This is a genomic window from Erythrobacter sp. NAP1 (assembly GCF_000152865.1).
GTDB lineage: Bacteria > Pseudomonadota > Alphaproteobacteria > Sphingomonadales > Sphingomonadaceae > Erythrobacter.
This window is the reverse complement of sequence record NZ_CH672390.1, coordinates 630,585-656,617: the sequence shown is the minus strand read 5'-3', so window position 1 is coordinate 656,617 and position 26,033 is coordinate 630,585. Positions and strand designations below refer to the sequence as shown.

General features: G+C 60.0%; 23 protein-coding genes, 1 tRNA gene and 1 pseudogene. 12 read left to right on the top strand and 13 right to left on the bottom strand.

Annotated features, from left to right (window positions below; all coding sequences use genetic code 11):
- Window positions 1-66: 66 nt before the first annotated feature.
- The 4 genes from NAP1_RS03015 to NAP1_RS03005 are packed head-to-tail and all read left to right on the top strand — an operon-like array spanning window position 67 to window position 2,332.
- A complete protein-coding gene (locus tag NAP1_RS03015; RefSeq protein WP_007163747.1) occupies window positions 67-414 on the top strand; it encodes a mercuric transporter MerT family protein in 348 nt (115 codons plus the stop codon).
- Complete coding sequence (locus NAP1_RS16730) at window positions 407-619, top strand: GDCCVxC domain-containing (seleno)protein (RefSeq protein ID WP_081432306.1); 213 nt, start codon at window positions 407-409, stop codon at window positions 617-619. The genes NAP1_RS03015 and NAP1_RS16730 overlap by 8 nt, the downstream gene beginning before the upstream one ends.
- A complete protein-coding gene (locus NAP1_RS03010) occupies window positions 612-1,943 on the top strand; it encodes an NAD(P)/FAD-dependent oxidoreductase (protein ID WP_007163746.1) in 1,332 nt (443 codons plus the stop codon). The genes NAP1_RS16730 and NAP1_RS03010 overlap by 8 nt, the downstream gene beginning before the upstream one ends.
- Complete coding sequence (locus tag NAP1_RS03005) at window positions 1,940-2,332, top strand: hypothetical protein (protein WP_007163745.1); 393 nt, start codon at window positions 1,940-1,942, stop codon at window positions 2,330-2,332. Before NAP1_RS03010 ends, NAP1_RS03005 begins: the two co-directional genes overlap by 4 nt.
- Window positions 2,333-4,247: 1,915 nt before the next feature.
- On the opposite strand, the pseudogene NAP1_RS16755 reads toward NAP1_RS03005, so the two are convergent.
- From NAP1_RS16755 to NAP1_RS02990, 3 genes and pseudogenes are all read right to left on the bottom strand, one after another.
- Window positions 4,248-4,532: pseudogene (locus tag NAP1_RS16755) on the bottom strand (ParB/Srx family N-terminal domain-containing protein); the annotation flags it as partial.
- Between the two features lie 99 nt (window positions 4,533-4,631).
- Window positions 4,632-8,867 (bottom strand): strawberry notch family protein, encoded by a 4,236-nt coding sequence (locus tag NAP1_RS02995; protein ID WP_007163743.1) that lies wholly within the window; start codon window positions 8,865-8,867, stop codon window positions 4,632-4,634.
- A 78-nt stretch (window positions 8,868-8,945) separates the two neighbouring features.
- Entirely contained in the window at window positions 8,946-9,860 is a 915-nt protein-coding gene (locus tag NAP1_RS02990) for a toprim domain-containing protein (protein ID WP_007163742.1), read from the bottom strand.
- Between the two features lie 83 nt (window positions 9,861-9,943).
- Between NAP1_RS02990 and NAP1_RS16220 the strand changes: the two genes are divergently transcribed.
- Window positions 9,944-10,585 carry a transglycosylase SLT domain-containing protein gene (locus NAP1_RS16220; RefSeq protein WP_371170560.1) on the top strand — a complete coding sequence of 214 codons (642 nt, stop codon included), beginning with the start codon at window positions 9,944-9,946 and terminating at the stop codon, window positions 10,583-10,585.
- Window positions 10,582-10,785 carry a DUF5818 domain-containing protein gene (locus NAP1_RS02985; RefSeq protein WP_007163740.1) on the top strand — a complete coding sequence of 68 codons (204 nt, stop codon included), beginning with the start codon at window positions 10,582-10,584 and terminating at the stop codon, window positions 10,783-10,785. The genes NAP1_RS16220 and NAP1_RS02985 overlap by 4 nt, the downstream gene beginning before the upstream one ends.
- A gap of 9 nt (window positions 10,786-10,794) precedes the next feature.
- Here NAP1_RS02985 and NAP1_RS02980 read toward each other — a convergent pair whose 3' ends face one another.
- The 8 genes from NAP1_RS02980 to NAP1_RS02945 all read right to left on the bottom strand — a co-directional run bounded on the left by NAP1_RS02980 (window position 10,795) and on the right by NAP1_RS02945 (window position 17,196).
- Entirely contained in the window at window positions 10,795-12,048 is a 1,254-nt protein-coding gene (locus tag NAP1_RS02980; protein ID WP_007163739.1) for an integrase arm-type DNA-binding domain-containing protein, read from the bottom strand.
- 178 nt (window positions 12,049-12,226) lie between these two features.
- Window positions 12,227-12,303, bottom strand: a tRNA-Met gene (locus NAP1_RS02975).
- Between the two features lie 110 nt (window positions 12,304-12,413).
- Window positions 12,414-13,106: a cyclic nucleotide-binding domain-containing protein gene (locus NAP1_RS02970; protein WP_007163738.1), complete on the bottom strand. Its 693-nt coding sequence runs from the start codon at window positions 13,104-13,106 to the stop codon at window positions 12,414-12,416.
- 73 nt (window positions 13,107-13,179) lie between these two features.
- The gene (locus tag NAP1_RS02965; RefSeq protein WP_007163737.1) at window positions 13,180-13,713 is read right to left on the bottom strand and encodes a 2'-5' RNA ligase family protein; all 534 of its coding nucleotides are present in this window, start codon (window positions 13,711-13,713) and stop codon (window positions 13,180-13,182) included.
- A gap of 2 nt (window positions 13,714-13,715) precedes the next feature.
- The gene (gene mltG, locus NAP1_RS02960) at window positions 13,716-14,684 is read right to left on the bottom strand and encodes an endolytic transglycosylase MltG (protein WP_007163736.1); all 969 of its coding nucleotides are present in this window, start codon (window positions 14,682-14,684) and stop codon (window positions 13,716-13,718) included.
- Between the two features lie 4 nt (window positions 14,685-14,688).
- A complete protein-coding gene (gene fabF / locus NAP1_RS02955; protein ID WP_007163735.1) occupies window positions 14,689-15,948 on the bottom strand; it encodes a beta-ketoacyl-ACP synthase II in 1,260 nt (419 codons plus the stop codon).
- Window positions 15,949-16,089: 141 nt separating this feature from the next.
- Window positions 16,090-16,326, bottom strand: a complete 237-nt coding sequence (locus NAP1_RS02950; RefSeq protein ID WP_007163734.1) for an acyl carrier protein — start codon at window positions 16,324-16,326, stop codon at window positions 16,090-16,092.
- Between the two features lie 99 nt (window positions 16,327-16,425).
- Window positions 16,426-17,196 carry a hypothetical protein gene (locus NAP1_RS02945; RefSeq protein ID WP_007163732.1) on the bottom strand — a complete coding sequence of 257 codons (771 nt, stop codon included), beginning with the start codon at window positions 17,194-17,196 and terminating at the stop codon, window positions 16,426-16,428.
- A 94-nt stretch (window positions 17,197-17,290) separates the two neighbouring features.
- On the opposite strand from NAP1_RS02945, the gene NAP1_RS02940 reads away from it, so the two are divergent.
- Together NAP1_RS02940 and NAP1_RS02935 are read left to right on the top strand one after the other, a co-directional pair.
- Window positions 17,291-18,304, top strand: a complete 1,014-nt coding sequence (locus tag NAP1_RS02940) for a histone deacetylase family protein (RefSeq protein ID WP_040464677.1) — start codon at window positions 17,291-17,293, stop codon at window positions 18,302-18,304.
- A 141-nt stretch (window positions 18,305-18,445) separates the two neighbouring features.
- Complete coding sequence (locus NAP1_RS02935; RefSeq protein WP_007163730.1) at window positions 18,446-18,880, top strand: PA2169 family four-helix-bundle protein; 435 nt, start codon at window positions 18,446-18,448, stop codon at window positions 18,878-18,880.
- Window positions 18,881-19,050: 170 nt separating this feature from the next.
- Here the strand turns inward: NAP1_RS02935 and aspS are convergent, their stop codons facing one another.
- Window positions 19,051-20,865 (bottom strand): aspartate--tRNA ligase, encoded by a 1,815-nt coding sequence (gene aspS, locus NAP1_RS02930; RefSeq protein WP_007163729.1) that lies wholly within the window; start codon window positions 20,863-20,865, stop codon window positions 19,051-19,053.
- A 192-nt stretch (window positions 20,866-21,057) separates the two neighbouring features.
- Here aspS and rnd point away from each other — a divergent pair, with 192 nt between their 5' ends.
- Genes rnd through NAP1_RS02915 form a run of 3 tightly spaced genes read left to right on the top strand, consistent with a single transcriptional unit; the run spans window position 21,058 to window position 23,843 of the window.
- Complete coding sequence (rnd, locus tag NAP1_RS02925; protein WP_007163728.1) at window positions 21,058-22,260, top strand: ribonuclease D; 1,203 nt, start codon at window positions 21,058-21,060, stop codon at window positions 22,258-22,260.
- A gap of 7 nt (window positions 22,261-22,267) precedes the next feature.
- Window positions 22,268-23,164: a hydrogen peroxide-inducible genes activator gene (locus NAP1_RS02920; protein WP_007163727.1), complete on the top strand. Its 897-nt coding sequence runs from the start codon at window positions 22,268-22,270 to the stop codon at window positions 23,162-23,164.
- A complete protein-coding gene (locus NAP1_RS02915; protein ID WP_007163726.1) occupies window positions 23,145-23,843 on the top strand; it encodes an HAD family phosphatase in 699 nt (232 codons plus the stop codon). The genes NAP1_RS02920 and NAP1_RS02915 overlap by 20 nt, the downstream gene beginning before the upstream one ends.
- A gap of 17 nt (window positions 23,844-23,860) precedes the next feature.
- On the opposite strand, the gene pgsA is transcribed toward NAP1_RS02915, so the two are convergent.
- Window positions 23,861-24,469, bottom strand: coding sequence for a CDP-diacylglycerol--glycerol-3-phosphate 3-phosphatidyltransferase (gene pgsA, locus NAP1_RS02910; protein WP_007163725.1), 609 nt, complete (start codon window positions 24,467-24,469; stop codon window positions 23,861-23,863).
- A 146-nt stretch (window positions 24,470-24,615) separates the two neighbouring features.
- On the opposite strand from pgsA, the gene NAP1_RS02905 reads away from it, so the two are divergent.
- Complete coding sequence (locus NAP1_RS02905) at window positions 24,616-26,031, top strand: MFS transporter (protein WP_007163724.1); 1,416 nt, start codon at window positions 24,616-24,618, stop codon at window positions 26,029-26,031.
- Window positions 26,032-26,033 lie beyond the last annotated feature (2 nt).

Sequence of the window (26,033 nt, the reverse complement as noted above, 5' to 3'; positions counted from 1 at the left end):
CTTGAGTCTGTAGTTGCTACAGACTGTAAATAGGTATGCGAATCGAGGTTTGCAAAAGGACGATCGATGCGCGGCATCAGCACATGGTGGAACGGATTGGCGACGGGCGGGGGTATCTTTGCAGCCTTCGGGGCAGCTGCATGCTGTGCACTGCCCTTGATGCTCGCGTCGGTGGGTGTGGGCTCGGCGTGGCTTGGCAGCATCTCGCCGGTCCTGGCCCCCTATCGCGTCCCGTTGCTGACCCTGGCGTCGGCTCTTCTTCTCGCTGCGACCCTCCGTTTGCTCTGGCAGTTTCGGCAGGCACGAACATGCCCGGCGGACAGTGCATGCGGATCATCGACTTATCGAGCGCTGACCGCCATAGGAATTGCCATCGGTGCGGCGCTGCTGACAGGTGCCTTCCTCTATGGCTGATCCGATCCTGATCTCGCGCTTGCGCTGTCCCGAATGCGGTCATGAGGAGGACATGGAAATGCCGACCAACGCTTGCCTGTTCTTCCATAACTGCGCGGGTTGCGGCGTTCGCCTTCAGCCGCTCCAAGGCGATTGCTGCGTGTTCTGCTCGTACGGCACCGTTCCCTGCCCCCCAATACAGGAAGGGGATTGCTGCCATGGCTGAGGCTTTCGATTTCGTCGCCATCGGATCGGGAACTGCTGCGCAGGTCGCGGTCCACCAGATGGCCAACGCCGGGAAGCGCTGCGCGGTTATCGATTATCGGCCTTACGGTGGCACATGTGCGCTTCGAGGGTGCGACCCGAAAAAGATGATGGTGAGCGGAGAGGAAGCGCTCGCGGCATACAGGCGAATGAAGGGGAAGGGCATCAAGGGCTCGGTTTCAATTGATTGGGCCGACCTCCAGGCATTCAAGCGCAGCTTTACCGACCCCGTCCCTGAAAAGCAGGAAGCTCGCTACGAGCGTAAGGGCGTCGCGACTTTTCACGGCGCGGCACGCTTTGCTGGCCCCGACAGGATCGTGATAGGCGACCGGGAACTGAGTTTCTCGCACGCTCTTATCGCAACGGGAGCAGAGCCTCGGCCGCTTGGGATCGAAGGTGAGGAATTGCTGATTCACAGCGATGCATTCCTAGAACACAAAACCCTTCCAGATCGGATCGTATTCGTCGGCGGCGGATACATTGCCGCAGAATTTGCCCACCTCGCCGCGCGCGCCGGTGCAAAGGTCACAATCTTCCAACGAGGCCGCATTCTGAAAGCCTTCGACCCTGACACGGTCGATTGGCTCATGCCAAGTTTCGATGATCTCGGCATCGAAATTGTGGACGCTGAAGTGGACCGCGTAACGAAGAAAGGCAACGTGCTGACCGTCCATGCTGGCGACCGCAGGATCGAAGGGAGCCTGGTGGTGCACGCTGCCGGAAGAATCCCTGCGATCGGCTCGCTCGATCTGGAGGCGGGAGACGTCGCCTGTGACGCGGGTCGCTTGGCACTTACCGCCCAGCTACGGAGCCAAAGTAACCCCAAGGTCTTCGCGGCAGGTGACGCTGCTGCAAATGGCCCGCCACTGACTCCAGTCTCCAGTAACGATGCCAAGGTCGTGGTAGAAAACATACTCGATGATACCGGTCGAACTCCGAACTATCGAGGGGTGCCAAGTGCACTTTTCACGGAGCCGCCGGCGGCCAGGGTCGGAATGCTGGAAAGCGAGGCGCGTGAGGCAGGGCTGGATTTCACGGTGCATGCTGGCTCGCACCCTGGTTGGTTCTCGGCGAGGCGGCTGAACGAAGAGATCTACGGCCACAAGCTGCTGGTCGAGAACGGAACGGGACGCATCCTTGGAGCCCACTTGGTCGGCCCTGACGCCGACGAGCTCGTCAATATCTTCGGCTTGGCCATGCGCCATGGGCTAAACGCGGACGACATCAAATCTACCATGTTCGCTTATCCGACGGCGGCCTCCGATGCAGGGTATATGTTGGGATGAGCAACGCGGAAGCCACCAACAAGCGTGACTTGGCCGCCAACCGTCTGCACCGCATCCTAATCTGGGGCGTGCCGTTTGCGGCGCTAATCGGCCTAAACTTTACCGCAGAACTTCTGCAACCGAACGAGAGGGTGGAAATCGCGGCGGTGCTGTTCCTATGGATGGGGGCGGCGTGCTCGTTAAACGCTTTGCGTTGCCGTCGGCTTCACTGCATGATCGCAGGGCCAGCATTTTTGATTGGTGCTGCGCTTCTTGCCATGGTGGCATTCGGCTTGGCTGATTTCGGGAAACACGGTCCAAGCGTCATCATCTGGGTCACGTTTGGGGTAGTTGCTGGCAGCTTTATCGCCGAACGCATAGCAGGGAAGTATTGGCGAAGACCGGCGTAAGCTCAGGTTTCTGTTCACAGCGAAATAGAAACGAGACCCTCTCCACCAAGAACCTTTTCAAAGCGAACACGAGCGGGTGGTCTCGATCAAGCAGACTGCCGTCTGCTTCTGCTGCGCAGTCGCCTGGGAGCGGACTGTCAGCAACCGGCCCAGACCTGGACATGAAAAAGGCGGCCCGTCCCGAGAGGGACGGACCGCCCGCCGAGTAACCTGGACCTGTCAGGAGGGGTCAGGCAGCCGGCTCGGCAATTTCGTTCGCGGTCTCGTCCTCGGCCGGGTCCACTGTTTCATCCTCGACCGGCTCCTCAGGCGGACCGAAGCGCATGATCTCGGGCACCCACGCTCCCGCTCGCGTTTTCACATCCGCCTCGCCGATGAAATTGCCGGAGAAGATGCGCTCGGCTGCGCTCGCCAACTCTGCTTTCTTCGAACCTGCATAGCGACTGACGAGTTCGGGGCCGCCTGCTGCATCGAGCGCTTCGAGTGTACGCGCCTTGGCCACACGATCGAATAAGTTCGCCGCCGTCGGCCGCCACCAGTGCGCGGTCTCGATCTCGAGCAGCGACCCGAGGATTTCATGCAGCGGCGCCGAGCGATCGCCTTCACACGCAAGGCTCGCGACCAGCGTGCGGGATACGACATGACCGAGCCAGGCCGAACGTGCTTCATCGCTCAATGCGCGGAAGCGTTCGAACCGTTCGACATCGGTCTCGCCGGCGCGCCAGCTTTCGTCGAGCGAAGCGACAAATTCGGCGAGCGCAGCGCTTGCTGGGGCGTCCTTCGCCTCGAAGCCGACCACCGGTCCCGATGCTACCGAGCCGACCAGCGTCGATGCCTTCTTCGCGCGCCAGTCATGCCCATCGGCATCGGCGAGCGTGAAGACCATGAAGTCGAGCGCAAGCGCAGGATCATTGGCCAAGTGGATCGCCAGGATATCGCGGCGCTGCATCGCGAGCTCGTCGAGCAGTCGCTGCGAAAGCGCACCGCTCTTGCGCTTGGTATCAGCGCCAGCATCCACCGGTTCGACTGCTCCGTCGTCAGCGTTGACGACTTCAACTTCGGTGTAGAATTGCGGCACCAATGCCGGTTCGCCATTGCGAGAGAGCACGAGGAACGCTCCAGCCTCCGACTTCAGCTCGTCGGCAAGCACCGGCGGACGATCGTTGAGATCGCGCATCGCGCGGTCGATCGAGACCAGTTCCTCTTCCGCCTTGGCGATCTCGCTTTCGTCGCTGTCCTCATCCTCAAGGATGGCGGCCGTCCGATCGTAGTCGGCTTCAAGGTCGCTGAGCTCACGAGCCTCGTCTTCGGTTAGCGGAGCCGGTTCGCATGGGAGCCGATTGAGGCCCTCGATGAGATCGTGGCTGACATAGTTGCCAAGCGTGGGTCGCACCCAGGCAAGACCGTGTTCTTCCGCGACCTTCTTCGCAGCATCATCCATCGCTTTCTGGGCAAGGTCTTCGAGAAGCGCGACATCGATCCAGCTCTCGCTGGCTTCGTCGTCGAACAGTTCGCGTTCGATCCGGCCGCCTGCAGCAAGGTAGGCATCGCGCCCGACCAGAACCGCGCGCGGATCGGAGCCACGAACAGTGGCATCAAGCACCATGCGCCGGATTGTGTCTGGCGTGACCTGGTACCAGGCATCCTTCAGTTCGGCAAAGACGTGCGCCTGACGATCGATGTCTGAGATTGCCCCATAGGCCTTGGCCATGTCGAGCGTGATTGCGCCTTCGGCGAGCGCTTCAAAGACACAAGGTGCGAGGCCTGCCAGACGCAGACGACCCTCGACAAAGCGGGCCGTGAGACCGAACCGGCGGGCAACGTCTTCGGTACTGGCTCCCGCCTCGATGATCGCAGCAAAAGCCTGTGCCTCGTCGGCCGGGTTCATTGCGAGGCGCTGGAAGTTCTCGGCGAGGCTTGCTTCGCGTACTTCGCTTTCCTCGCCTTCGATGACGAGACAAGTGACTTCGTGATTCTTGGGAAGAGAGCCCTCCTCGGCCAGCGCCTGGAGCTGAGCCAGACGGCGACCACCGGCCTCGACTTCGAACTTGCCGCGCTTTGCTTTTCGCACGACGAGGTTCTGCAAGAGTCCGCGGGCGGCAATGTCCGCCCGCAGCTGCAGGTCGGCAAGTACGTCGCTCGACTTGCGAACATTCCGCGGGCTTGGGACGAGCTTTTTCAAAGGAATAGACTGGATCATGGATTGTCTCCTGATGGATTGAAAAGCCACGCGACGGTGCATGGCCCGACAAGCCACCGGCTCCCTCCCCTCTCTCACGCTTGGTCATGGATTTGCCCTTCAGGCCGCAATGGCTGGGAGAACAGAGGATGCCTTCGACACGGGGACGAAAAGGCGCGTGCGGTAGCGGATGATCTCGGTGAAACAGCCCTTGGTCTTATACCAGTCGAGGCGCTCAGGCGCATACCCAGTGAGCTCAAGTCGTTGCTCGCCGCCGACCAAAGAGCGCTTAACGGTCAGTGCATCATGACTGGCAAGCGGCTGGGGCGTTCCGCTCGAGAGGACAAGTTTCCCGAGTTCGGCTGGAGCCGGGCCGGACACACCCTTCAAGCCGAACGTCTCGGCAATCTTGGCCAAGTCGATATCGAGGACTTCGCGCCCGATGATCGATCTGCCATCCTCGGCGACAAGTCGCGTCACCCGGACATGCTCGCCAGGCAGCCGCTTCCAGACCGGGAGTAATAGCCCCGTCGCCAGATGCGCTCGTTCGGTCACCGGCGAGGCCGCTGCGGCGCTTTCTTCTTGTGTCCAGAGCTTGGAGAACTCGGTTACGCCGACCTCTTCCCACAAGCTTTCACCGAGCGCGTCGAGCGTCCAGTTGGCGGATTTAAGCGGTCGGAGAAGGCGACGGCGTTCGATCACCGCGCCGTCATCGGCAATGAGGCGCCGCGCCGGAACTGACAGGGCCACCTTGCCCGAGCGCGCATTGCGCAGGGGAATGGCCTGGGGGGATCCGATCTCGTGCATCCTGACGAGACGTTTGAAGCGCAGCGGGCGCAATTGGCGTTTCACTTCGAGCGAAACCAGGCGGGTTTCGGCGCCCGAAACAGGATCTGTGCGGAGAACTTCATCAGACAGCACCGTAAAGCTGTCGGCGCGGACCGTCTCCAAACCCAGATCGAGCGTGCCAGCCTCGCGTGCGGCCTCGATGCGCGCTTCCACAAGTCCGAGATATTCCTCGAAGATGGCGTTCTGCAGTGCGATCGGGAGCGCAAGTATGCGATTGAGCCAGCGTTGGATCGTGGGAAGGTTATCGCTCAGGCCGCCATCGGGGTTCTCGAGCTTGAGGCCTGTTAGCTCGACGAAGTCCCCGAAACCAACCGCCTCGAGTTTTCCATCGTAAAGCAGGTGGAACCAGCGCGAGAGCGCGTCCTTCGCATAATCGCTTTCGAGATTGTCGGCAGGGTCGAACAGGTTCTGTCCCCCTGTCTGACGCTGGCCGCGTGTGAGAGCGCCCAATGCGTCGAGCCTTCGCGCGATTGTCGAGATGAAGCGGCGTTCGCCCTTCACATCGGTCGTGACCGGGCGGAACAGCGGCGCAGAAGCCTGGTTAGTACGGTTTGTCCGGCCAAGACCCTGGATTGCATTGTCCGCGCGCCAGCCCGGTTCGAGGAGAAAATGGACGCGGCGCTGCTGGTTCTGCGCATCGAGATCGGCGTGATAGGATCGGCCCGTACCCCCCGCGTCCGAGAAAATCAGAATACGCTTCGTCCCGTCCATGAAGCACTGTGCTTCAGCGACGTTGGCGCTTGCGCTTCGACGTTCAAGCCGCTGCTGACCGTCGCGTCCCAAGACCAACCTGCGCGTGCGGCCTGTGACCTCGGCCACAGCCTCGGTCCCGAAGTGCTCGATGATGGCATCGAGTGCAGTGGCGATTGGCGGAAGGGCGCAAAGCTGTTCGATCAGCGCGTCGCGCGCAGCGATGGCACGCGAGCAGAGAACGGGATTGCCGTGATCGTCGCTCATCGCTTCGGATCGCAAATTGCCTTCCTCGTCAGTGAAGACCTGCATCAGGCGCACCGGGAAGCTCTTCGCGAGATAGTCGATGACATATTCGCGCGGAGAGAGATCGATATCGAGCGCTTCTCGCTCCTCGTCCGAGAGATCGGCCAGGCGTCGGTCAAGCATGGCCTCAGCGGTCGAGACCAGCTGCACCACCACCGAATGATCATCGCCGAGCGCCTCTTCCATTGCCGGGATCAGGCTCGGCAGTTTCATCGAGAGCAGAAGCTGCCCAAAGAAGCGCTGCTTGGTGCCTTCGAATATCGAGAGCGCCGCTGCCTTGGCGTTGCGATTGAGCGTATCGCCGCTGTCCTCATCGACCACCCTTGTGGCTTCGAGTGCTTGGTCGAGATTGCGGTGGATGATCGCCCAGGCATCGGCGTAGGCATCGTAGATCCGCACCTGCGCCTGCGTGAGCTGATGTTCGAGGATCTCGTATTCGACCCCGGCAAAGGACAACGCACGGGCAAGGTAGAGCCCCTGTGCCTTGAGATCGCGGGCGACGAGTTCCATCGCCGCGACGCCGCCGGCGCGGATCTCGGTCATGAATGCCTGATGCGTTGGGAACGCGGTTTCTGGCCCCCACAGTCCAAGGCGGGCTGTGTAGCCGAGGTTGGCAATGTCAGACGCGCCGGTAGCGGAAGCGTACAGAACACGTGCTCGCGGCAGATGGTTCTGAAGCCTGAGACCTGCCATCCCTTGCTCCGATCCTTTGACATTGCCGCGGGTCGAGGAAGAGCCGAGCGCATTAGCCATGGAATGCGCTTCGTCGAAGGCAATCACGCCCTCGAATTGCTCGGCGGCCCAGTCGAGGATCTGATCGAGCCTTGTGTCCTCGGCGCGTCCCGAGCGAAGCGTTGGATAGGTTACAAACAGGATACCCTCCGCCATTGTCACAGGACTTCCGAGATTCCATCGGGAGAGCGGCTGGATGTCGAGCGGGAGCCCGCCAAGCGCCTCCCAGTCGCGGCGCGCGTCTTCGAGCAGTGCCTCGTTCTTGGTGATCCAGATGTGACGGCGTTGGCCCGAGAGCCAGCGATCCATCATGACGCCCGCGATTTGGCGACCCTTGCCTGCGCCCGTACCATCACCGAGGAAAAAGCCTTGCCGGTAGGAGTGACCGTCCTCCGCGAGTTCGACCGTCGTTCCTTTTTGGCTTGGACGGAATTGCCCGGGAAGGTCGCGGGTGAATGCCTCGCAAGCGTAGACCAGTGTTTCGCACTGTGCGGCCGAGAGCAGTTTGCCCTCCTGCCAGTTCATGGGAAGCAAAGGGCGTGCTTTCGCTACTGGTGCCGCGACCGAGCCCATCGCGATCGATTCTACGAGCGGCGTCGGGTGAACAGGTGCATCCTCCATGATGACGCGGCTCGGTCGGTAAGGCAGATAGATGCCCGCCTGCTCGGGAACGGGTGCAGGCTCTGCCAGGGCTTCATAGTTGAGCGCGACTGCCGCGCTTTTCTGGGCGGCTGCAGCCAGGAAAGGAGCAACCGGCTTGCGCGAAGCAGCGCCGCTTACCGAGGTCGCAACCGAACGTACCAGAAGGCGATGAACGTTGGCCTGCAAAGGCGCGCGATCGGGCAAATGCGCCAGGCAGGAATTCAGTTCGGTGAGATCGGCGAACTCTCCCGACATCGTGGAATTACCCTGAAGATTCGCTTTCTCGATCACGACCATTCTGACAGCGATCCCGGTTCCGCTTCGTGAGAATGCGCCCGATAGCCGGACGTTGATCAGCAGCGAGGCCTGTTCCTGGTCTTCGACAAAGGCCACGGCATCAAAGCCGTCCGGGAGAATGGCGAGGAGGCGACCTCCCACAGCGCAAATACGCAGCGCACTGCGCAAGTGACGCGTCGCCGTGCGGCCATCCACGCCCCGCTCGCTGCTTCGGGCGAAGGGAGGGTTCATCAGGATAACGCTGGGGCTTGGACCATTGGTGAGTTCGGCGATCAGCTCGCCATCATGTCCGAATAGACGGGCACGAGGGAAGAGATGCGCGAGCGCATCGCGGCGCACGCGATCAATCTCGTTCAGCGTCAACGAGCAATCTCGGACGTCACCCCAAAGAGCAAGCGCGCCATTCCCGGCTGACGGTTCGAGAATGTGATCGCGCGTGCCAAGGGACGCGGCCTTGGCCATCAGCCATCCAAGGATCGGCGGCGTCGAGAATTGCTGCAGCTCGACCTGGCTCTCGCTGCGCACGTGGCGGGGCGGCAAGGCTGCCTCGAGCCAATCGAACCGCGCTGCGGCCTCGTGGAAACCAGTATCGAGGTCGATCCGTGAGAACTCGCGAAGCCAGAGCAAGGCTCCAATCTCGACCGCGTTGTTATAGTCGTCGATGGTCCACGCACTGCCCCAGTCCTGTACGCCGGTTTGAGCGGCGAAGAACTCGACAATGTCAGGTCGGGTGAGGTGGCATCCATCCGCAAGTCGTCGGGAAATTTGTTCGCCGATTGCGAAAGCGAGCGGAATTGTGCTCGATGTCTCGCGGTCTGGAAAAAAGTCTGACTGAAACATGGCTTGTCGTCCTCCTGGTTGAGGCATCGGGACATGCGCCCTCTGCCGGGTCAGGAATTCGAGAAGCTCTCTCTCCTCTTAGCGACACGCCTTTCGGCGCAGCCATGACTGGAGTTCATCGTTCCAGTCGGTCCCGCGCGATTTGGGCTGTCGGACTTGGATGTTTCGCCCTTCACGGAGATAGGCATCGCGCCCTCGCTCGGCTGCAAGGTCGCCGCCAGAATCGTGATCCACGAAGAGATGAAGGTCGCTCACGCTCTCCGGAATGGCAACCAGCCCGAAGCGTCCATTGCCCAGCGTTGCCCACGTCGGGATACCAGTGAGCGCATAGGCCGACATCGCGCTTTCAATGCCTTCGGCGAGACCGAGCCTTCCCTCGGCAGGTTCGAACAGACGTACCGCCGCCTCGCCGAGAGACCCCAGTGCGCGTTTCGGCTTCGCAAACAATGCCTGCGTATTGCCGCATTGCGACAGGAAAGTCCGGTGAACGGCAATCGGCCCCTCGTCGAGGCTGACCGCAGCGATCATCGCTGGCAGGAAGCGTGCGCGACCCTTCGGTCCAAGCGGCGTGCGCGGATGAAATTTCAGCGCATGGGACGTGGCGAGGATGCCGCGCCCTTCGAGGTAGGCCTTGGCAGGACTTCGGTGCAACGGTCGAGCATCGCGCCAGATGCGGAGTGCTGCAGCCGATGGCTGGCTGGAATAGCGCGGCTGGATCGGAAACTCGTCGGAGGAGCCTGAGAATAGCGCAGAGGTCTCGATCCCTTCTCGAGCGAGGGCAGCGAGCACGCTCGCCTGATCGCATCCGGCGAAACAATGCAGTAGGATAGCCCTCCGGCCAAGCGTAACGCCGAGCGAAGGGTTGCGGTCACCATGCGCGGGACAACGGGCCATGCCCTTGGTGCCTGACCACTTGCCGCCGCGGCTCTCGCAGAGCTTGCGAGCGGTGTCCTCTAGCGAGGGGCGGGATAGGGTTGAGTTCGAAACGGACATACTGGCTCCATCGCCGCACAATTGCCCCTGCAGACTGCCCCCTTTCCTCTTACCGGACGCGTATGGCGCTTTCCTACACCCTTATGTTCCATTTATGTTCTGCCACCTGTCCAGGCAAGACAAGAGAGAACGCAATGAGACGAAAATGGGTAACTGGCGTGTGTTGCGGGCTCGCAATTGCGATCCCCGCCATCGCTCAGGCGCAGGAGTTCCGGGTCTTTGATCATCGACTGAGCAGGGTCGAAAAGCCGGTAGACAATGAAGTTATGTACGATCCTTCTCTGGCGGTCATTGGGACCGAAGGAGGGTACCCATCGGCCGCCAACCGAAGTTTCAAGGAGACGCTCTACGAACCCCTCATCCGCCAAGCTGAAGCAAGGTATCGATTGCCGCCTCGCTTGCTCCAAGCATTGGTCTGGCAAGAATCTCGGTTTAATCCAATGGCGATCAGTCCGGCTGGTGCTGCCGGACTTGCGCAACTTATGCCTGCAACCGCACGAGAACTCGGAGTAACCAATCGGCACGACCCAGCTCAGAATATCGACGGTGGCGCGCGATATCTAAGGCAGATGCTCGACCGGTTTGGTGCGATCCATCTCGCATTGGCGGCCTACAATGCGGGACCCGGCGCGGTATCCCGTGCTGGTGGAATTCCAAGAAATCGGGAAACGCCGGGATATGTGAGGAGCGTTATCCAAAGATGGATGGCATACGGAGCACTATGAACACGAATCGGAAAAGGATCAGCGGACGGCTCGAGCATCTCCCGCGTGGGGCAGCTATCGTGACAGATGCAGGCGACCACTGGGTTCTGGAAGGCTACGAACCATCGAACGATGACTTCGGTTTCGAGGTCACCGCCGAGGGTGTCGTTGTGGGCTTTGACCGCCTTCGAGTTGAGTGGCTGGGCCAAGTCCCGGCATAGCACGCTAAATCACGCAGCTCTCAAGATCGCAACATTGCCTGTTTTTCCGCGCATCGCATCGAGGAAGTTCGCCCAATCTTGAAGCATCGCGCGACGGGGCGCCAGATACTCTGCGGCATTATAGGCCCCGCGAACTTCGTTCTCCTCGCTATGAGCCAGTTGAAGCTCGACCCAGTCTTCATGGTACTTTCGGATCCACATTGGCGGTTGGCCGACTTCGACAAGCTGTTCATTGGCCCATGTGCTCGCAAGACCTCTGAAGCCATGAACAGTCTGCCGACCGTGATAGCCCAGACGATACAAACCATAGATCATGGTGTTTTCGGATAGCGGCACTCCACGCTTCTGGCCGGGAAAGACATAGTCACTTTGAGAACATGCGATCATGTCCTTGGCGAGCGAAGCGGCTTGCATTGACAATGGTACGATATGCTCACGGTGCATCTTCATTCGATCAGGCCCGATGCGCCAAAGCGGAGAGTTTCCTTCTAGATCCTCGAACTCGTGCTTCTTGGCAAAACGAAGTTCCTTCGTTCTGACCCATGTCAGAAGCGCGAAGGTGAGCGCTGCGCGAGTAATCTCGGAGCGTCGCTCCCCTTCTTCATTGTATTGATCCAGCTTGTTTATGAGCTCTGGCAACAGAGCGAGCGGCAGTTTGGCCATATGCTTTACGCGAGGTCGCGGCTTCAGAGCGCCGCGAAGATGAGCCGTGGGGTCCGCATCGCAAAGCCCACTCGCGATGGCGAACTGGAAAACTTGGCCAATGCTCTGCTTCGCACGCCGACTGATATCCAGAGCCCCCCGTTCTTCAATATTGCGGATCACGCCTAAAACTTCAGGGGGGGTGATCTCGTGCATCATCCTTTCGCCCAATACCGGAAACACGTCCCGTTCCATCCGAGACCAGACACGCTTCGCATGAGCTGGATCAAGGCTGCTCTTTCGATTCTTGTGCCACATCTCAGCAACAGCCTTGAAGGTTTTCTCTGGCTCGAAATCTCGACCAGGCTTGTGGACCATCGGATCCTTGCCTTCGGCCAAGGCAGCCCTTGCAAGCGTCTTCAACTCACGCGCAGCCGCTATTCCGACGTCAGGATAAGCACCAAAGGAAAGCAGCTTCTCCTTTCCGCGATAGCGGTATTTCATGCGCCAGAGCTTCGAACCGTTCGCTTTTACGAGGAGGAATAGCCCTTCACCGTCGGCAAGCTTGTAGGGTCGTTCTGCCGCCTTCGCATTCTTGATCTGAATCTCACTCAAAGCCATTGGGGGTATCGCTCCTTTTCGGTACCCCCCGAAAGTACCCCCAAAATACCCCCACTCCAAATCCGGCTTCAAGCGCATGCAAGCGAACGCAAGCGGACGCGAATCAGCGACATGGTTTTGATTTCATTGTTTTTTTCGGATTTATACGGAAGAATGCGAACCCATGCGGATTCGAGAATGGTAGCGGAGGAGGGACTCGAACCCCCGACACGCGGATTATGATTCCGCTGCTCTAACCACCTGAGCTACTCCGCCACACCAGTTTGCCCTGGGGGCTCCCGATTGTCGGTTGGCAACCGGGATTCGCGAGGCTTAATGCCTCAAGCGAGCGGCGCATTTAGGGCGCTCCCATGCCCCGGTCAACCTCAAGTTTGCGATTGCTCGGCGTCATCCTGATTTGCAGGTGCGTTGGCCCTGTTCATGCGCATGACCTTGACTGCCAGCGAACGGTTGAAGGCGTTGTCGACCGCGCGCCCGATCTCGGGCAAGCTCTTCGACAATTGCGCGAGGGCATCGCGGTCGATGCGGGCGCAGCGCATGGGTTTCGTCACCTTGACTGTCGCGCTCGCGGTATGGCCGGAGATGTGGCTCATTTCGCCAAGAAACTCCCCTGCTCCGCATTCATTCACGGCCTCGCCATCGCGTACGATCGAAGCGCGGCCGCTGGCGATGTAGATAAGCGGCGGGTCGAGTTGGCCCTGGACGATCAGGTCTTCACCCACTTCCATGTCGCTCCACACCATGAGATCGCGGAGGCGGTTTTGACGAGCGGGATCTTCGATCTGCATGACGTGGTCGAACAGCTCGCGCTCTTCACTGGTCATCACGCCGCTGCGAGCGCGCCGATAGAGTGCGAAAAGCCGGAACGCATTGACCAGCAGAAACGCCGCCGCGATCAGCAGCGCAACGCTGAATTCTCCCTTGAGAGCGAAATGTGCAACGCCGAGAATACCCGCGACGAGCGCGATGATGCGTATCGTGCGCACCTGTCCCGGCAACATCGCCGCGACCAGCGCCGCGCCCGCGGCCCAGCCTGCTAAGGTGCTCGCCTCTTCCATCAATTTCCCCCCAAATGCGCCGGCGCACTGCGTCCGGATTCGCGCAGTCAATCACGCGGACTAAGTGCCTATACTACAAGCGCTCGCGTCCACGAAATGGCATTCGCTTCACCTCTTTCCAAGGGCCGCCCTCATACAGGTGCAATTCGAGCGCGGGAAAGGTGAACCACCCACGATCGATCCAGGGGTCAAGCTGGGGGATCAACCGAGCCTGCAGCGCCCTAGCCTCCTCTTTGGACACCTTGTTCTGGATCGTTATGTGAGGCCGCGGTTCGTGCAGATCCTGCTCGGTCAGCATGCCGTGAAAATGCTCTGCGATGATCCTGCGAACGGCGATGAGGCCCGGAGCTTCAAGCCTGATCGCCGTGCCCTTGCCGAAATCGAGCAAACCGGTGATGCGCCCCTCGGGAGGCTCGAATTCTCCCGTGACCTGCGGCAGAAAGCCGAGCAATTCCTCGCGCAAGGAAGGCGCAAATGCGTGGAACAGCGTCACATGTGCGTGCAGATGGTTTCGCTCTGGCGGAAAATGCGCGCGCCTTAGTCCTTCTGCCCAGCCACGAACCGGTTCAGGGATCGAAGCGGTCAGGATGAAAGGCTGCGAGCCCAAGACTAGTTCATCTCGCCGCGCTGCCTGCGGATTTCGAACCAGCGTCCGACCGCTTCGTTGTGACCGTCCAACGTTTCGTTGAACTCATGACCGCCGGTGCCGTCGGCAACCATGAAAAGGTAATTGTGGTCCTCAGGGTTAAGCACTGCGGCAATGCTCTCACGGCCCGGATTGGTGATCGGACCCTCGGGCAGGCCGACGCGGGTGTAGGTGTTGTAGCCGTTGATGGCGGCAATCTCTGACTGGCGGATGCGGCGGCCCAGTGGCTTCCCCTTGGTGATGGGGTAGATAATCGTTGGGTCGGCCTGAAGCATCATGCCCACTTCGATCCGGTTGGAATACAGGCCAGCCACCGTGCGGCGCTCTTCTGGAGTGCCTGTCTCCTTCTCAACCACTGAAGCCAGGATCAGCGCCTCGCGGATCGTGTCGACGGCGATATTCTCGCCCCGCTCGGCCCAGGCCTCGGCAAGGTACAGGTCCATCGCCGACTGCATCTGCTCGAGCAATTCAGAGCGCGGCTGTCCTCGCTCAAAGGCGTAGGTGTCAGGCAGGATCGAGCCTTCGGCAGGCACGTCGATTTCGCCGGTCAGCAATTCTTCGGCCATCAGGCGCTCCCAAACCAGCACCGAGGGCATGCCCTCTGGGATGGTGACAAAACGCCGGATCACGTCGCCCGACTGGAACGCGGTCAGAATGTCCTGCTGGCTCATACCGGGCGTCAGAGCGAACTCCCCCGCCTGGATGGGATCGGACGAGCCGAACAGCCGGGCCGACAGCAGGAACCCGTCAGCCGAGCTGATAAGTTGCTTCTCTTCCAGATCCTGGGCCACGGCGCTGAGCGATGAGCCCGCCGGGATCATGAAAGGCGTCTCCTCCTCGATCTGCGCTTGCCCAAGCAATTGCGGCGCGAGCAGCAGCCCGACGCCTGCCAGCATGATCAGGCTGATGATGAGCAGCCCTAACCTGCGCACCGGCTCAGTCGACCTTCTGCATGATCAGCGAGGCGTTGGTGCCGCCGAAACCGAAGCTGTTGTTGAGCACCGCGCGCACTTCGCGCTTCTTCGCCGTGTGCGGTACGAGGTCGATGCCTTCGGTCCCCTCGTCCGGATTGTCGAGGTTGAGCGTCGGCGGGACGATCCCGTCGCGCATCGCGAGAATGCAGAACACAGCCTCAACCGCGCCAGCGCCGCCCAGAAGGTGGCCAATAGCGCTCTTGGTCGAGCTCATCGAAGCACCGCTCAGGTCATCGCCCAACACGCGCTTAACTGCGGCGAGTTCGATCGTATCGGCCATCGTGCTAGTGCCATGCGCGTTCACGTAGTCGATGTCGCCCGGACCAAGGCCAGCCTTGCGCAGCGCCATCTTCATGGCGAGCTCTGCGCCCTTTCCTTCGGGGTGCGGTGCGGTGACGTGGTAAGCATCACCTGAGAGGCCGTAGCCGGTGACTTCGGCGTAGATCTTTGCGCCGCGTGCCTTGGCGCGCTCATATTCTTCAAGCACTACGACGCCTGCACCCTCGCCCATCACGAAGCCTTCGCGGTCCTTGTCGTAAGGGCGACTTGCTTCCTTGGGGCGGTCATTGAAATTGGTGTTAAGTGCGCGGGCCTGTGCAAATCCGGCGATGCCCAGCGGGTTGATAGTGCTCTCCGCACCTCCGGCCAGCATCACGTCCGCATCATCCATCGCGATCATACGCGCGGCATCACCAATCGAGTGTGCGCCGGTCGAACAGGCGGTCACGACCGCGTGGTTCGGGCCCATGAAACCATATTTGATCTGCACCTGTCCGGTGACGAGATTGATCAGGCGGCCATGCACAAAGTGCGGGCTGACCCGGCCAGGGCCGCGCTCGTGCAGGTTGACGCTTTCATATTCGATACCTGGAAGCCCGCCGATGCCTGCGCCGATCGAGCAGCCCACGCGCTCCTTTTCCTCGTCGGAAAGGTCAGTAAGGCCCGCATCTTCGAGCGCCTGTCCGGCAGCATCGATGCCATAGACGATGAACGGGTCCACCTGCCGCTGAACCTTGCTGTCGACGCGCTTGTCTGCGTCAAAGCCCCACGGGTGGTCCTTGCCTTTGACTTCGCAGGCAATCGTGCATTTCTGGCCTTCGGTGTCGAAGCGCGTGATCGGACCCGCGCCGCTTTCGCCAGCGATCAAGTTCTTCCACGAGGTTTCAACATCACCGCCAAGCGGTGTGACAAGGCCAAGACCGGTTACGACAACGCGGCGCATCAGGTATCTCCACAGCCCACAAGGGCAAAATTCGAATTTACGTCCAAAACACTACAGGCCCGAAGGCCCTTCACAAAGGGCTCGGGCCTGTTGGTCAATTGCGCGCCTCATGTGTGATGCGACGCGCATATTGCGGGGCGATTAGCCCTTGTTTTCCTCGATGAATTTCGTGGCATCGCCAACGGTCGAGATCTTCTCGGCTGCATCGTCGGGAATTTCGACGCCGAATTCTTCTTCGAAAGCCATCACAAGCTCGACGATGTCGAGGCTGTCTGCGCCAAGATCATCGATGAAGCTTGCATCCTGAGTGACCTTGTCACCTTCGACGCCGAGATGTTCGACGACAATTTTCTGCACGCGGTCGGCAGTATCGCTCATGTGTATCCCTCTTGAGACTGGGTATTAAACTCGTGAATGGCCCTAAAGGTCGGTTCGATTAAGCGCAAGTCAAGATCGCCATGGTTTTCCGCGAGTATGTCACGCAAACAGATCGGCGGTGTCGAGCAAGGCAATGTCACCGCGTTGGGAAATGCTGCGGCGGATCATATATTTATGCGCCGATCCAAACATGATGAGCGTTGTGAGCCCTTCCCCGGAAATTTCGTCGAGGGCAGCATTGATAAGGTCGGTGTGCGCTCTGTTGATCTGACTCCAGCCACCCGGTCCGAGGTCTTGATCGAAATAGCGCTGATAAGGTTCGCGCGATTTTTCAACAAGTTGATCGAAATGTTCGGTGTGAATGAACCGCGGATCGTCGCTACGGCCGGCGACGGCCTGTGCAAAATCGCTCTGAGCCGCGCGGTGCTCGGCCCATTGCTCCGCGCGCGCCGGATCGTTCTGGATTCGCTCAAGCGCCTGGGCTCGGTCATCTGCGATTTGCCTTGTCCAGCCAGCGCAACCGAATAGCCGAAAAGGCATCTCCCGGCTCAGCGGAAAAACGACGTCTGTGTATTCGGGGAAAACTTCAGTGCGCGGTTCATCGACTTCGCCGGTGGAGGCGAATGAGCAACGCGCCTGATCGATGCGATCAGGCGGTATCTCGGTAAAGATCACATCAGGCGCGGCAATGCGGATCGCCTCTTCCAACACCGCGAGCGAATAGCTCTCGCTGCGCCGATGCCGCCCATGGATCACACCCATCACGTGGACCTTGGTGCTCGATGGCAACGGTCCGCACCCCATCAAGGGATGAGCGGCAGCCAAGGTGGCAAGGCTACCTGCAAGAAAGGTGCGGCGCGTTGAGATCATGTGTGTTCCTTCGCAAGACCCCTTCGCAGACAATGCGTGCAAGGTTACTGACAAACGCATCCTACGCGCACCAGCGACCACTCAAAAGGCATCCATGCTCACTTTTTATTCCGACCACCAGTCCGCCCATGCTCCCTTGCGCGAGCTCAATAATGGCGAGTGGATGGACTTTGCCGAAAGCCCGGCAAGGCTCGCATCGATCCACGCTTCCATCGGAACGGGCGAAGCGCCGCGCGACCACGGCATGGCTCCGATCGAGGCAGTGCATGACAGCGAATACCTCTCCTTCTTGAAAGCAGCACACGACGAATGGCTCGCAGCGGGGCGCGAGGGTGACGCGATCGGCTATGCCTTCCCGGTGTGCGGTCGCAGGCGGCTGTCGCTCGACCGGATCGACGCAAAGCTTGGCGCCTTCGGGTTCGATGCCGCATCCCCAATTTCCTCCGGCACATGGCAAGCGGCATATTGGGGTGCACAAAGTGCGATGAGCGCACTCGAACCGGTTGCAACAGGTCGCGCGCGCCACGCCTTCGCGCTTTGCCGCCCTCCCGGTCACCATTCGGGCCGCGATTATTATGGCGGCTATTGTTATCTCAACAATGCGGCCATCGTCGCGCGCGCCGCAGTCGATCGCGGTCTCGGTCCGGTTGCGATCCTCGATGTCGATTACCACCACGGCAACGGGACGCAGGACATCTTTTACAAGGACGCAGACGTGTTCTTCGCCTCGATCCACGCCGACCCGGCGAGCGATTACCCCTACTTCTGGGGCCATGGTGACGAAACGGGAGAAGGCGCGGGCGAAGGTACGACTTTCAACCAGCCGCTGCCGCGCGGGACCACATGGGAGACCTACGAAGCAGCGCTGGATCGAGCACTTGAGGCCATCGCTAAGTTCGGGGCGAGGTTCCTTGTTGTCAGCTACGGCGCCGACACGTTTGAGCAGGACCCAATCTCACACTTCAGCCTTACGACACCCGACATGGAGCGGATCGGCGCGCGTATTGCGCAGGCCGATCTCCCGGCGGTCATAGTCATGGAAGGCGGCTACCGGATTGACGCGCTCGGGCACAATGTCGCCGCATTTCTCGCCGGAATCGAGAGTTAAATCATTGAAATAACGAGCTATCGCAGCTCATGAACGGTCCAGCGAGCTCATGGAACGATCACCCCTCTCAGTTCATAAGAGAGGTGAAAGCAAGGCGCGGACGGCGCAATGCTAACTCCACGAACCCCATCAAGGAGACCCATGAGTAATATCAACACTCTTAAATCGCTTACCCAGACTACCTACGATTCCGTCGAAGGCTATCGCAAGGCCGTCGACAAGGCAGACAGCCCCGCACTGAAGGATGCGCTTAACCGCCGCCTGAACTCGCGCGAACAGACGCTTTCGAAGCTGAATTCGGCGCTTGAGAGCAATGGCGAAGAACGAATTACGTCGTCGAGCATGACCGCATCGGCACATCAGACTTTCATGAGCATTGCCGACTCGTTTGAGAACGGAAACGAAGCCGCAGTCGAGCGCGTGGAAGAAGGCGAAGACTACATCGCCGGTAAGTTCCGCGATGCACTCGAAGACGACAATCTCGATGCCTCTTTCCGCAGCCTGATCCAGCAGACGTATCAGGAAATTTCGGAAGGCGAACGGTTCAGCGACATGCTGGAAAAGCAGTACGCGTAACCGAATGACACCAATCGCAGGTGGGGACCTGCGTATGAGCGTCGAGCGCGCCTGAGCGGCGCCTACGCATCGCCAGCCTTGGGCTGCGCTCCGCTCACCACTTTAAGAATATAATTGTCCCAAAAAAACTAGGGCGCCCATCCACACCGGAAGGGCGCCCCATTTTTCTGTCAGCTTTCATCCGAGACGATATCGGCCTTTGGCTGTGCCTTTTGCGCTGGTTCGACGAGGCGCAGATGAAGTTCGCGCAGCTGCGCTGGCGTTGCCTTGGAAGGCGCGCTCATCATGAGGTCCTCGCCCTTCTGGTTCATCGGGAAAGCGATGACTTCGCGGATCGCTTCCTCGCCAGCGAGCAGCATCACGATGCGGTCGATACCCGGAGCCGAACCACCATGCGGCGGCGCGCCTAGCTTGAAGGCTTCGATCATGCCGCCAAATTCCTTGTCGACGGTCGCGTTGTCGTATCCCGCGATCTCGAAAGCCTTGTACATGATCTCCGGCTTGTGGTTCCGGATAGCGCCCGAGCTGAGCTCGTAGCCGTTGCAGACGATGTCGTACTGCCACGCCTTGATTTCGAGCGGGTCCATGCTTTCCAGCGCTTCCATCTCGCCTTGCGGCATCGAGAAGGGGTTGTGGCTGAAATCGACCTTCTTCGCTTCCTCGTCGTATTCGTACATCGGGAAGTCGACGATCCAGCAGAACTTGAAGCAATCCTGTTCGATCAGTTCGAGCTGTTCGGCGATCTGCGTGCGGGCCGCGCCCGCAAGCTTGGCTGCGTCCTTTTCCTTGCCGGCGGCAAAAAACAGGCCGTCATCCGGGCCAAGGCCAAGCTCATTGTAGAGCTCTTCCATGCGATCAGGGCCGTGGTTCTTGGCAATCGGACCGCCAAACTCGCCGCCCTTGCGAGTGACGTAGCCGAGACCAGCAAAACCTTCGGAGCGCGCCCAGTTGTTCATGTCGTCGAAGAACTTGCGGCTCTTCTCGTTGGTCTCGGGAGCCGGGATGACGCGAACCACACCGCCGCCGCCGACGATCTTTTCAAACAGGCCAAAACCGCTCTTTTCGAAGTGGCTGGTGACGTCGCTGATAATCAGCGGGTTACGCAGGTCGGGCTTGTCGGTGCCATACTTGAGCATCGCCTCGGCGTATGGAATGCGCGGGAACTCGCCCGATTTCGTGACGGTCTTGCCGCCCGAAAATTCCTCGAACACGCCAGCAAGCACCGGCTCCAATGCCTGGAACACGTCTTCCTGCGTGACGAAGCTCATTTCGAAGTCGAGCTGGTAGAACTCGAGGCTGCGATCGGCCCGCAGGTCTTCGTCGCGGAAGCACGGCGCGATCTGGAAATAGCGATCAAAGCCCGACACCATGAGCATCTGCTTGAACATCTGCGGCGCCTGCGGGAGCGCGTAGAAGCTGTTCGGGTGCATGCGGCTCGGCACGAGGAAGTCGCGTGCGCCTTCGGGGCTCGATGCGGTGAGGATCGGGGTCTGGAACTCGGTAAAGCCCTGCCCGATCATGCGCTGGCGCAGGGAGGTGATGACCTGGCTGCGAAGCATGATGTTGCGGTGCATGACCTCGCGGCGAAGATCGAGGAAGCGGTACTTGAGGCGGATGTTCTCCGGATACTCTTCTCCGCTCGCGACCGGCATCGGCAGCTCGTCGGCGGCGCTCTGAACCGTGATCGAGCGTGCGAAAATCTCGATTTCGCCGGTCGGCAGATCCTTGTTCACCGTTTCGGGCGTGCGGGCCTTCACTTCGCCGTCGATGGTCACAACCGATTCGGCGCGCAGCTTTTCAAGCACGGGGAGCGCGGGCGAATCCTCGTCCGCCACGACCTGCGTAATGCCGTAATGATCGCGTAGGTCGACGAACAGCACGCCGCCATGGTCGCGTTTCCGGTGCATCCAGCCCGAAAGACGGACGGTTTCGCCGACATTTTCAGCCGAAAGCTGTGCGCAAGTGTGGGAACGATAGGCGTGCATCTAAATTCTTGTCCTGTTTGGGTGTATGGCGCTAAGGGCGCGCCAGCGTCTCGTAGGACAAATTGTCCCACGTGGATATGCGCGCGCTAACAGGGCATGACCTGCGCTTTGTCAAGTCGCGCACCTCTCGAATTGCTGGGTCGATAAAGGCCCGAGAGCGGCACTCCGCTCAAAACACTAGAAACGATAGACATGAAAATACACGACCTCATTACAACTTCCGACGCTCTGGCAGACCTGTGCGAGCGCCTCTCCCAATCCGAATTCGTTGCCGTCGACACCGAATTCATGCGCGAAAACACCTATTGGCCTGAACTGTGCCTGGTTCAGATCGCCAACACTGAAGAAGCCGCGGCGATTGATCCGTTGGCTGACGGGATCGACCTGTCGCCCCTGCTCGAACTGCTGACCGAGAACGATGAGGTTCTGAAGGTCTTCCACGCTGGCGGTCAGGACGTCGAGATCATCGTCAACATGACGGGCAAGACGCCCTTCCCCATTTTCGACACGCAAATCTCGATGATGGCGATCAGCCAGTCCGAACAGATCGGCTATGCCAATCTCGTCGACCACTGGCTGAACATCACGGTCGACAAGGGCGCGCGTTTTACCGACTGGAGCCGCCGTCCGCTAACCGACCGCCAGATTGAATATGCAATCGGTGACGTGACGCACCTGTCGAAGATCTTCCCGAAGATTCTCAAGAAACTGATGAAGACCGAACGCGGCGCCTGGCTCGATGCTGAGATGGAAAAGCTCGCCGACCCGTCGAACTACATCGTAGATCCCGACACTTCATGGAAGCGTATCCGCCAGCCGGGCCGCAATCCGCAGGTGCTTGGCCGCCTTAAAGCCCTTGCCGCATGGCGCGAGGGCGAAGCGCAGCACAAGAACATTCCGCGCGGTCGCATTATGCGCGACGAAACGCTCGCCGACATTGCCTCGCACCCACCCAAGAAACAGGGCGATCTCGCGAAGGTGCGCGGACTTTCAGCGTCGTGGAAGGACAACGACATTGGCAAGCGCCTGATGAAGGTGGTTGGCGATGCCGAGCCGCTGCCCAAGTCGGAAATGCCCGAAAAGATGAAACGCGGCGCGCCGCTCGGCAAGGAAGGCGCTCTGGTCGCCGACCTGCTCAAACTGCTCCTCAAAATCCGCGCCCGCGAAATCGACGTGGCCGCCCGCCTGCTCACCCGCGCAGACGAGATGGAAGCGCTCGCAGCCGGTGTTCGCGATCTCAAGGTGCTGCAGGGCTGGCGCTATGACGTGTTCGGCAAGGATGCGCTCGAACTGGTCGAGGGCAAGCTCGCTTTTGCGGTCAAGGACGGCAAGCTTACCATGACCCACATCGACGACATGCAGGCGAGCATGGAAGAAGCGCTGGCGGCGGAGTGAATCGGCCTTGAGCACTTACCTCCCCACGATCAAGCAACTGCAATATCTCGTCGCGCTGCATGAGCACGGCCATTTCGGCCGCGCTGCCGATGCGAGCTTCGTGTCGCAGTCGACTTTGTCGGCCGGCATTCGCGAGCTTGAATCGCTCCTGGGCGTGACCTTGGTCGAGCGTTCGCGCCGCGTCGTGCGCTTCACCGCTCTGGGGGAGCAAGTCGTGGCGAAGGCTAACAAGTTGCTGCGCGAGGCGGAGGAATTGTCCGACTTGGTGCAAGCGGCCGGTAAGCCGCTCTCGGGTCAGCTGCGCATGAGCGTGATCCCGACCATCGCTCCCTTCATGATCCCGCGTCTCTTGCCGCGCCTCAAAAAGGAGCGCCCAGACCTGCAATTGATGCTGCGCGAAGAGACATCGCACGACGCACTTGAATCTCTCCAGCATGGCAGGGCTGATTGCGTGCTGCTTGCGCTACCGTTCGACACGGGCGAGGCGGACTGGGTTCACATCGCGGATGACCCGCTGTTCGTTGCCTTTCCCAAGGACGACCCGCGCGATCCACCAGCGACAATTCCGCCCGACATGATCGACCAGGGGCGCCTGCTCTTGCTTGAGGACGGCCACTGCCTGCGCGATCACGCGCTCGCCGCCTGCAACCGCTCAGAACTGCGCGCCAGCGCCAGCATGATCGGCACGAGCCTGCACACGCTGGTCCAGATGGTCGATAACGACCTCGGCCTCACCATGCTGCCAGAAATGGCGATTGACGCTGGCATCCTGAACGGCACCGAAGTTGTCGCAAGGCCTGTGGAAAGCGACAACGCCAAGCGCGAGATTGTTCTGGCTTGGCGCAAGAATTCACCGCGCGAGGCGGATTTCAGGTTGCTGGCGGATGAGCTTCGGGCTGGCTGACACCGGCATGAAGCTGCGCGAATTCGATGCGATCATCTTTGACAGCGACGGAGTACTGGTCGATTCTGAGATCATCCACATCACGGTAGAGCGTGAGTTGCTCGCCAAGATGGGGCTTGAATACGATCTGACGGAATATCTGACCCGGTTCGTCGGATTGTCCAATCCCGACTTTTACGCAGAGCTGCGCAGCGACCATGCCAGCCGAGTAGGCGGCGATTTGCCATCTGACTTCGGCGACAAACTTCAGGAAAAGATCTGGGAGCGTGTGCAGGTCGAATTGCTGCCGATCAGCGGTGTGCCCTCGTTGATCGAAGCATTTGGCGGTAAGGTGGCCGTTGGCTCGTCTGCCCCCTTTGATCGGCTTACCAAGAAGCTGAAGATTGCAGGGCTCTTCGATCTTCTCGCGCCGCACATCTATTCAGCCGATCATGTGGAGAACGGGAAACCCGCGCCGGACCTGTTCCTGCACGCAGCGAAGCAAACCAGCACAGCGCCCGCGAAATGCGTGGTCATCGAGGACAGCGTAAATGGAGTTCGCGCCGCGAAAGCAGCCGGGATGACAGCAATAGGCTTCACCGGAGGCGGTCATTGCGACGCTGGATTGGAGCAGCGGCTGATGGCGAACGGGGCTGACACGGTTGTCTCGAGCCACGCCATGCTGCGGTCCATGATCTAGCTAGTGCTTTCGCCGCTTCATTCCATGTGCTTGAGGCCGACCCGCAGATAGTCCCAACCTGTGATGCAGGTCAGCACGGCGGCAGCCCAGAGGCTGGCGAGGCCGACGACATGGATCCATGTTTCTTCAACGCTAGCGCAGGCGGCCCCGGGCGACTGGCATGGCTGCCCGTGAACAGCTCCGCCCAGGATCAGCGCGCCAAGAGCGACCAGTTGAAACGTCGTCTTCCACTTTGCGAGTTTCGTAACCGGGACTGACACCTGGATGCCGCCCAAAAACTCGCGCAAACCGCTCACCGTGATCTCGCGGATAAGAATCACAAGCCCCGCGATGACGTGCATATCGCCGACATACGGACCTCTCAGGAAACCTTGCGCGGTCAGAATCAGGATCACGGCGGCGACCATGATCTTGTCCGCAATCGGATCAAGGAAGATGCCGAGTTTCGACACGGTCCCCTGTGCTCGCGCCAGATAGCCGTCGAAAAAGTCGGTGATCGCAATCACGCAATAAAGCGCAAAACCGATCAGGTAGCCGAGCTGCCAGTCCGGCCACCACAACAGGAAACCGAGCAGCGGCACTGCGAAAATTCGCGAAAGGGTCAGGATGTTGGGCAGCGTCAGCATCTTCGTTTCCCCCTTAGCGCGGGCGATGCTCCAAGCAAATGATCCTCAACGTTCTGCTAACAGCTATACTTCCTCGCCCTTGCTCCCCTCCGCATCGTCGCTATGTGGGGAACAGAAGAGAGAACGGGCTACAACTGCTTTAACGCATGACCACATCGACGCACCTCATGCGCCGTAAGCGCTTTCTGCCGCTTATGGTCACGCAGTTCTTCAATGCCTTCAACGATAATCTGTACAAGACCGCACTCGTCCTGTTCGTGGTCTACACGGTCTACAATGACGAGCAGCAAGAAGCGCTGTTCAGCGGCCTAGCATCGGTCATTTTCATCGTCCCATTCGTGGTCTTTTCGGCGCTTGCCGGGCAACTTGCCGACACGCGCGACAAGGCGCGGATCATCCGCATCGTCAAGATATGCGAGATCGGGTGGGCATCACTCGGCGCGATTGGCCTTTTCATGGCGTGGCAGGGGATCATGGTGCACACGGTTGCCATCCCGCTCCTGCTCTTTGTCGTATTCCTTGCCGCCACGCAGTCGACTTTCCTCGGGCCCATCAAGTACGCAATTCTTCCACAGCACCTCAAGAAGGAAGAGGTTCTCTCCGGAACCGGGTTGATCGAGGCGGGGACGTATATCGCCATTCTGACCGGTACGATTCTGGCCGGATTCATCGCGGTCGAGATCGCAATGGTCCTGATCGTGATAACCGCTTTCATCGGCTACTGGGTGAGCCGCTACGTGCCCGATGCGCCGCCGCAGAGCGATTACGAGATGCATTACCCGCTGCTCGAGCCTTACCGCGAGAAGGTGGGCAGCAAACTCATGCGCTGGCTCGGCTATCCCTTTGTCGCGATCGCCGACCAGGCGATGATGAGCTACAAGCTGGTGCGAGACACCGCTCATAATCGCGAGATTTTCCTGGCGATCATCGCGATCAGTTTCTTCTGGACGATTGGCGCCGTGCTGTTCATCCAGTTCCCGCCGCTTGCCAAGAACCAGTTGCTTGCCTCCAAGGAAGTGGCGAGCCTGTTCCTCGTCATCTTCTCGATCGGCATCGCTATCGGTTCGATCGGCATCAACGCGCTTTTGAAAGGCGACGTATCGGCGCGTTACTCGCCCGCTTCCGTGATCATCATGGGCATCTTCGTGATCGGCTTTTACCTCGTCTCGAAGGCTTGGACGCCAAATGCCTCTGGCGAATTGCTGCCAATCCAGCTTTGGATTCTTGAGCCGCTTGCGATCCCTCTTTCACTCATGCTGCTCGGTATCGCGACTGCGGGGGGTTTCTTCGTTGTGCCGCTTTACGCGTTTCTCACCACCCGGTGTGCGCATGACGCGGCAAGCCGAACCATTGCCGCGAACAACATCGTCAATTCGCTCGCCATGGTGGTGGGCTCGCTGATCGCAATCGGGCTAACTGGCCTCGGCATCCCGGTGGTTGAGCAATTGCTCTTCGCAGGCGCGATGACGGTCATTTCCGCATGGCTGGGCATGCTCTTGTTCCGCGCCGAGAAGGATGCAGCGGCGGCCAAGAGCCTCGCAGACGCTGCTCCAGCCGAATAAGT

Excerpts from the sequence above, each read along its gene's own strand:
- NAP1_RS02970 (WP_007163738.1), bottom strand. The coding sequence starts at position 13,106 with ATGGAAGAGGCGAGCACCTTAGCAGGCTGGGCCGCGGGCGCGGCGCTG.
- NAP1_RS02935 (WP_007163730.1), top strand. The coding sequence starts at position 18,446 with ATGAGTAATATCAACACTCTTAAATCGCTTACCCAGACTACCTACGAT.
- NAP1_RS02980 (WP_007163739.1), bottom strand. The coding sequence starts at position 12,048 with ATGGCTTTGAGTGAGATTCAGATCAAGAATGCGAAGGCGGCAGAACGA.
- NAP1_RS02905 (WP_007163724.1), top strand. The coding sequence starts at position 24,616 with ATGACCACATCGACGCACCTCATGCGCCGTAAGCGCTTTCTGCCGCTT.
- fabF (WP_007163735.1), bottom strand. The coding sequence starts at position 15,948 with ATGCGCCGCGTTGTCGTAACCGGTCTTGGCCTTGTCACACCGCTTGGC.
- aspS (WP_007163729.1), bottom strand. The coding sequence starts at position 20,865 with ATGCACGCCTATCGTTCCCACACTTGCGCACAGCTTTCGGCTGAAAAT.
- rnd (WP_007163728.1), top strand. The coding sequence starts at position 21,058 with ATGAAAATACACGACCTCATTACAACTTCCGACGCTCTGGCAGACCTG.
- pgsA (WP_007163725.1), bottom strand. The coding sequence starts at position 24,469 with ATGCTGACGCTGCCCAACATCCTGACCCTTTCGCGAATTTTCGCAGTG.
- NAP1_RS02940 (WP_040464677.1), top strand. The coding sequence starts at position 17,291 with ATGCTCACTTTTTATTCCGACCACCAGTCCGCCCATGCTCCCTTGCGC.
- NAP1_RS02990 (WP_007163742.1), bottom strand. The coding sequence starts at position 9,860 with ATGTCCGTTTCGAACTCAACCCTATCCCGCCCCTCGCTAGAGGACACC.
- NAP1_RS02985 (WP_007163740.1), top strand. The coding sequence starts at position 10,582 with ATGAACACGAATCGGAAAAGGATCAGCGGACGGCTCGAGCATCTCCCG.
- NAP1_RS02945 (WP_007163732.1), bottom strand. The coding sequence starts at position 17,196 with ATGATCTCAACGCGCCGCACCTTTCTTGCAGGTAGCCTTGCCACCTTG.
- NAP1_RS02915 (WP_007163726.1), top strand. The coding sequence starts at position 23,145 with ATGAGCTTCGGGCTGGCTGACACCGGCATGAAGCTGCGCGAATTCGAT.
- NAP1_RS02950 (WP_007163734.1), bottom strand. The coding sequence starts at position 16,326 with ATGAGCGATACTGCCGACCGCGTGCAGAAAATTGTCGTCGAACATCTC.
- NAP1_RS03005 (WP_007163745.1), top strand. The coding sequence starts at position 1,940 with ATGAGCAACGCGGAAGCCACCAACAAGCGTGACTTGGCCGCCAACCGT.
- NAP1_RS03015 (WP_007163747.1), top strand. The coding sequence starts at position 67 with ATGCGCGGCATCAGCACATGGTGGAACGGATTGGCGACGGGCGGGGGT.
- NAP1_RS16220 (WP_371170560.1), top strand. The coding sequence starts at position 9,944 with ATGTTCCATTTATGTTCTGCCACCTGTCCAGGCAAGACAAGAGAGAAC.
- NAP1_RS02995 (WP_007163743.1), bottom strand. The coding sequence starts at position 8,867 with ATGTTTCAGTCAGACTTTTTTCCAGACCGCGAGACATCGAGCACAATT.
- NAP1_RS16730 (WP_081432306.1), top strand. The coding sequence starts at position 407 with ATGGCTGATCCGATCCTGATCTCGCGCTTGCGCTGTCCCGAATGCGGT.
- NAP1_RS03010 (WP_007163746.1), top strand. The coding sequence starts at position 612 with ATGGCTGAGGCTTTCGATTTCGTCGCCATCGGATCGGGAACTGCTGCG.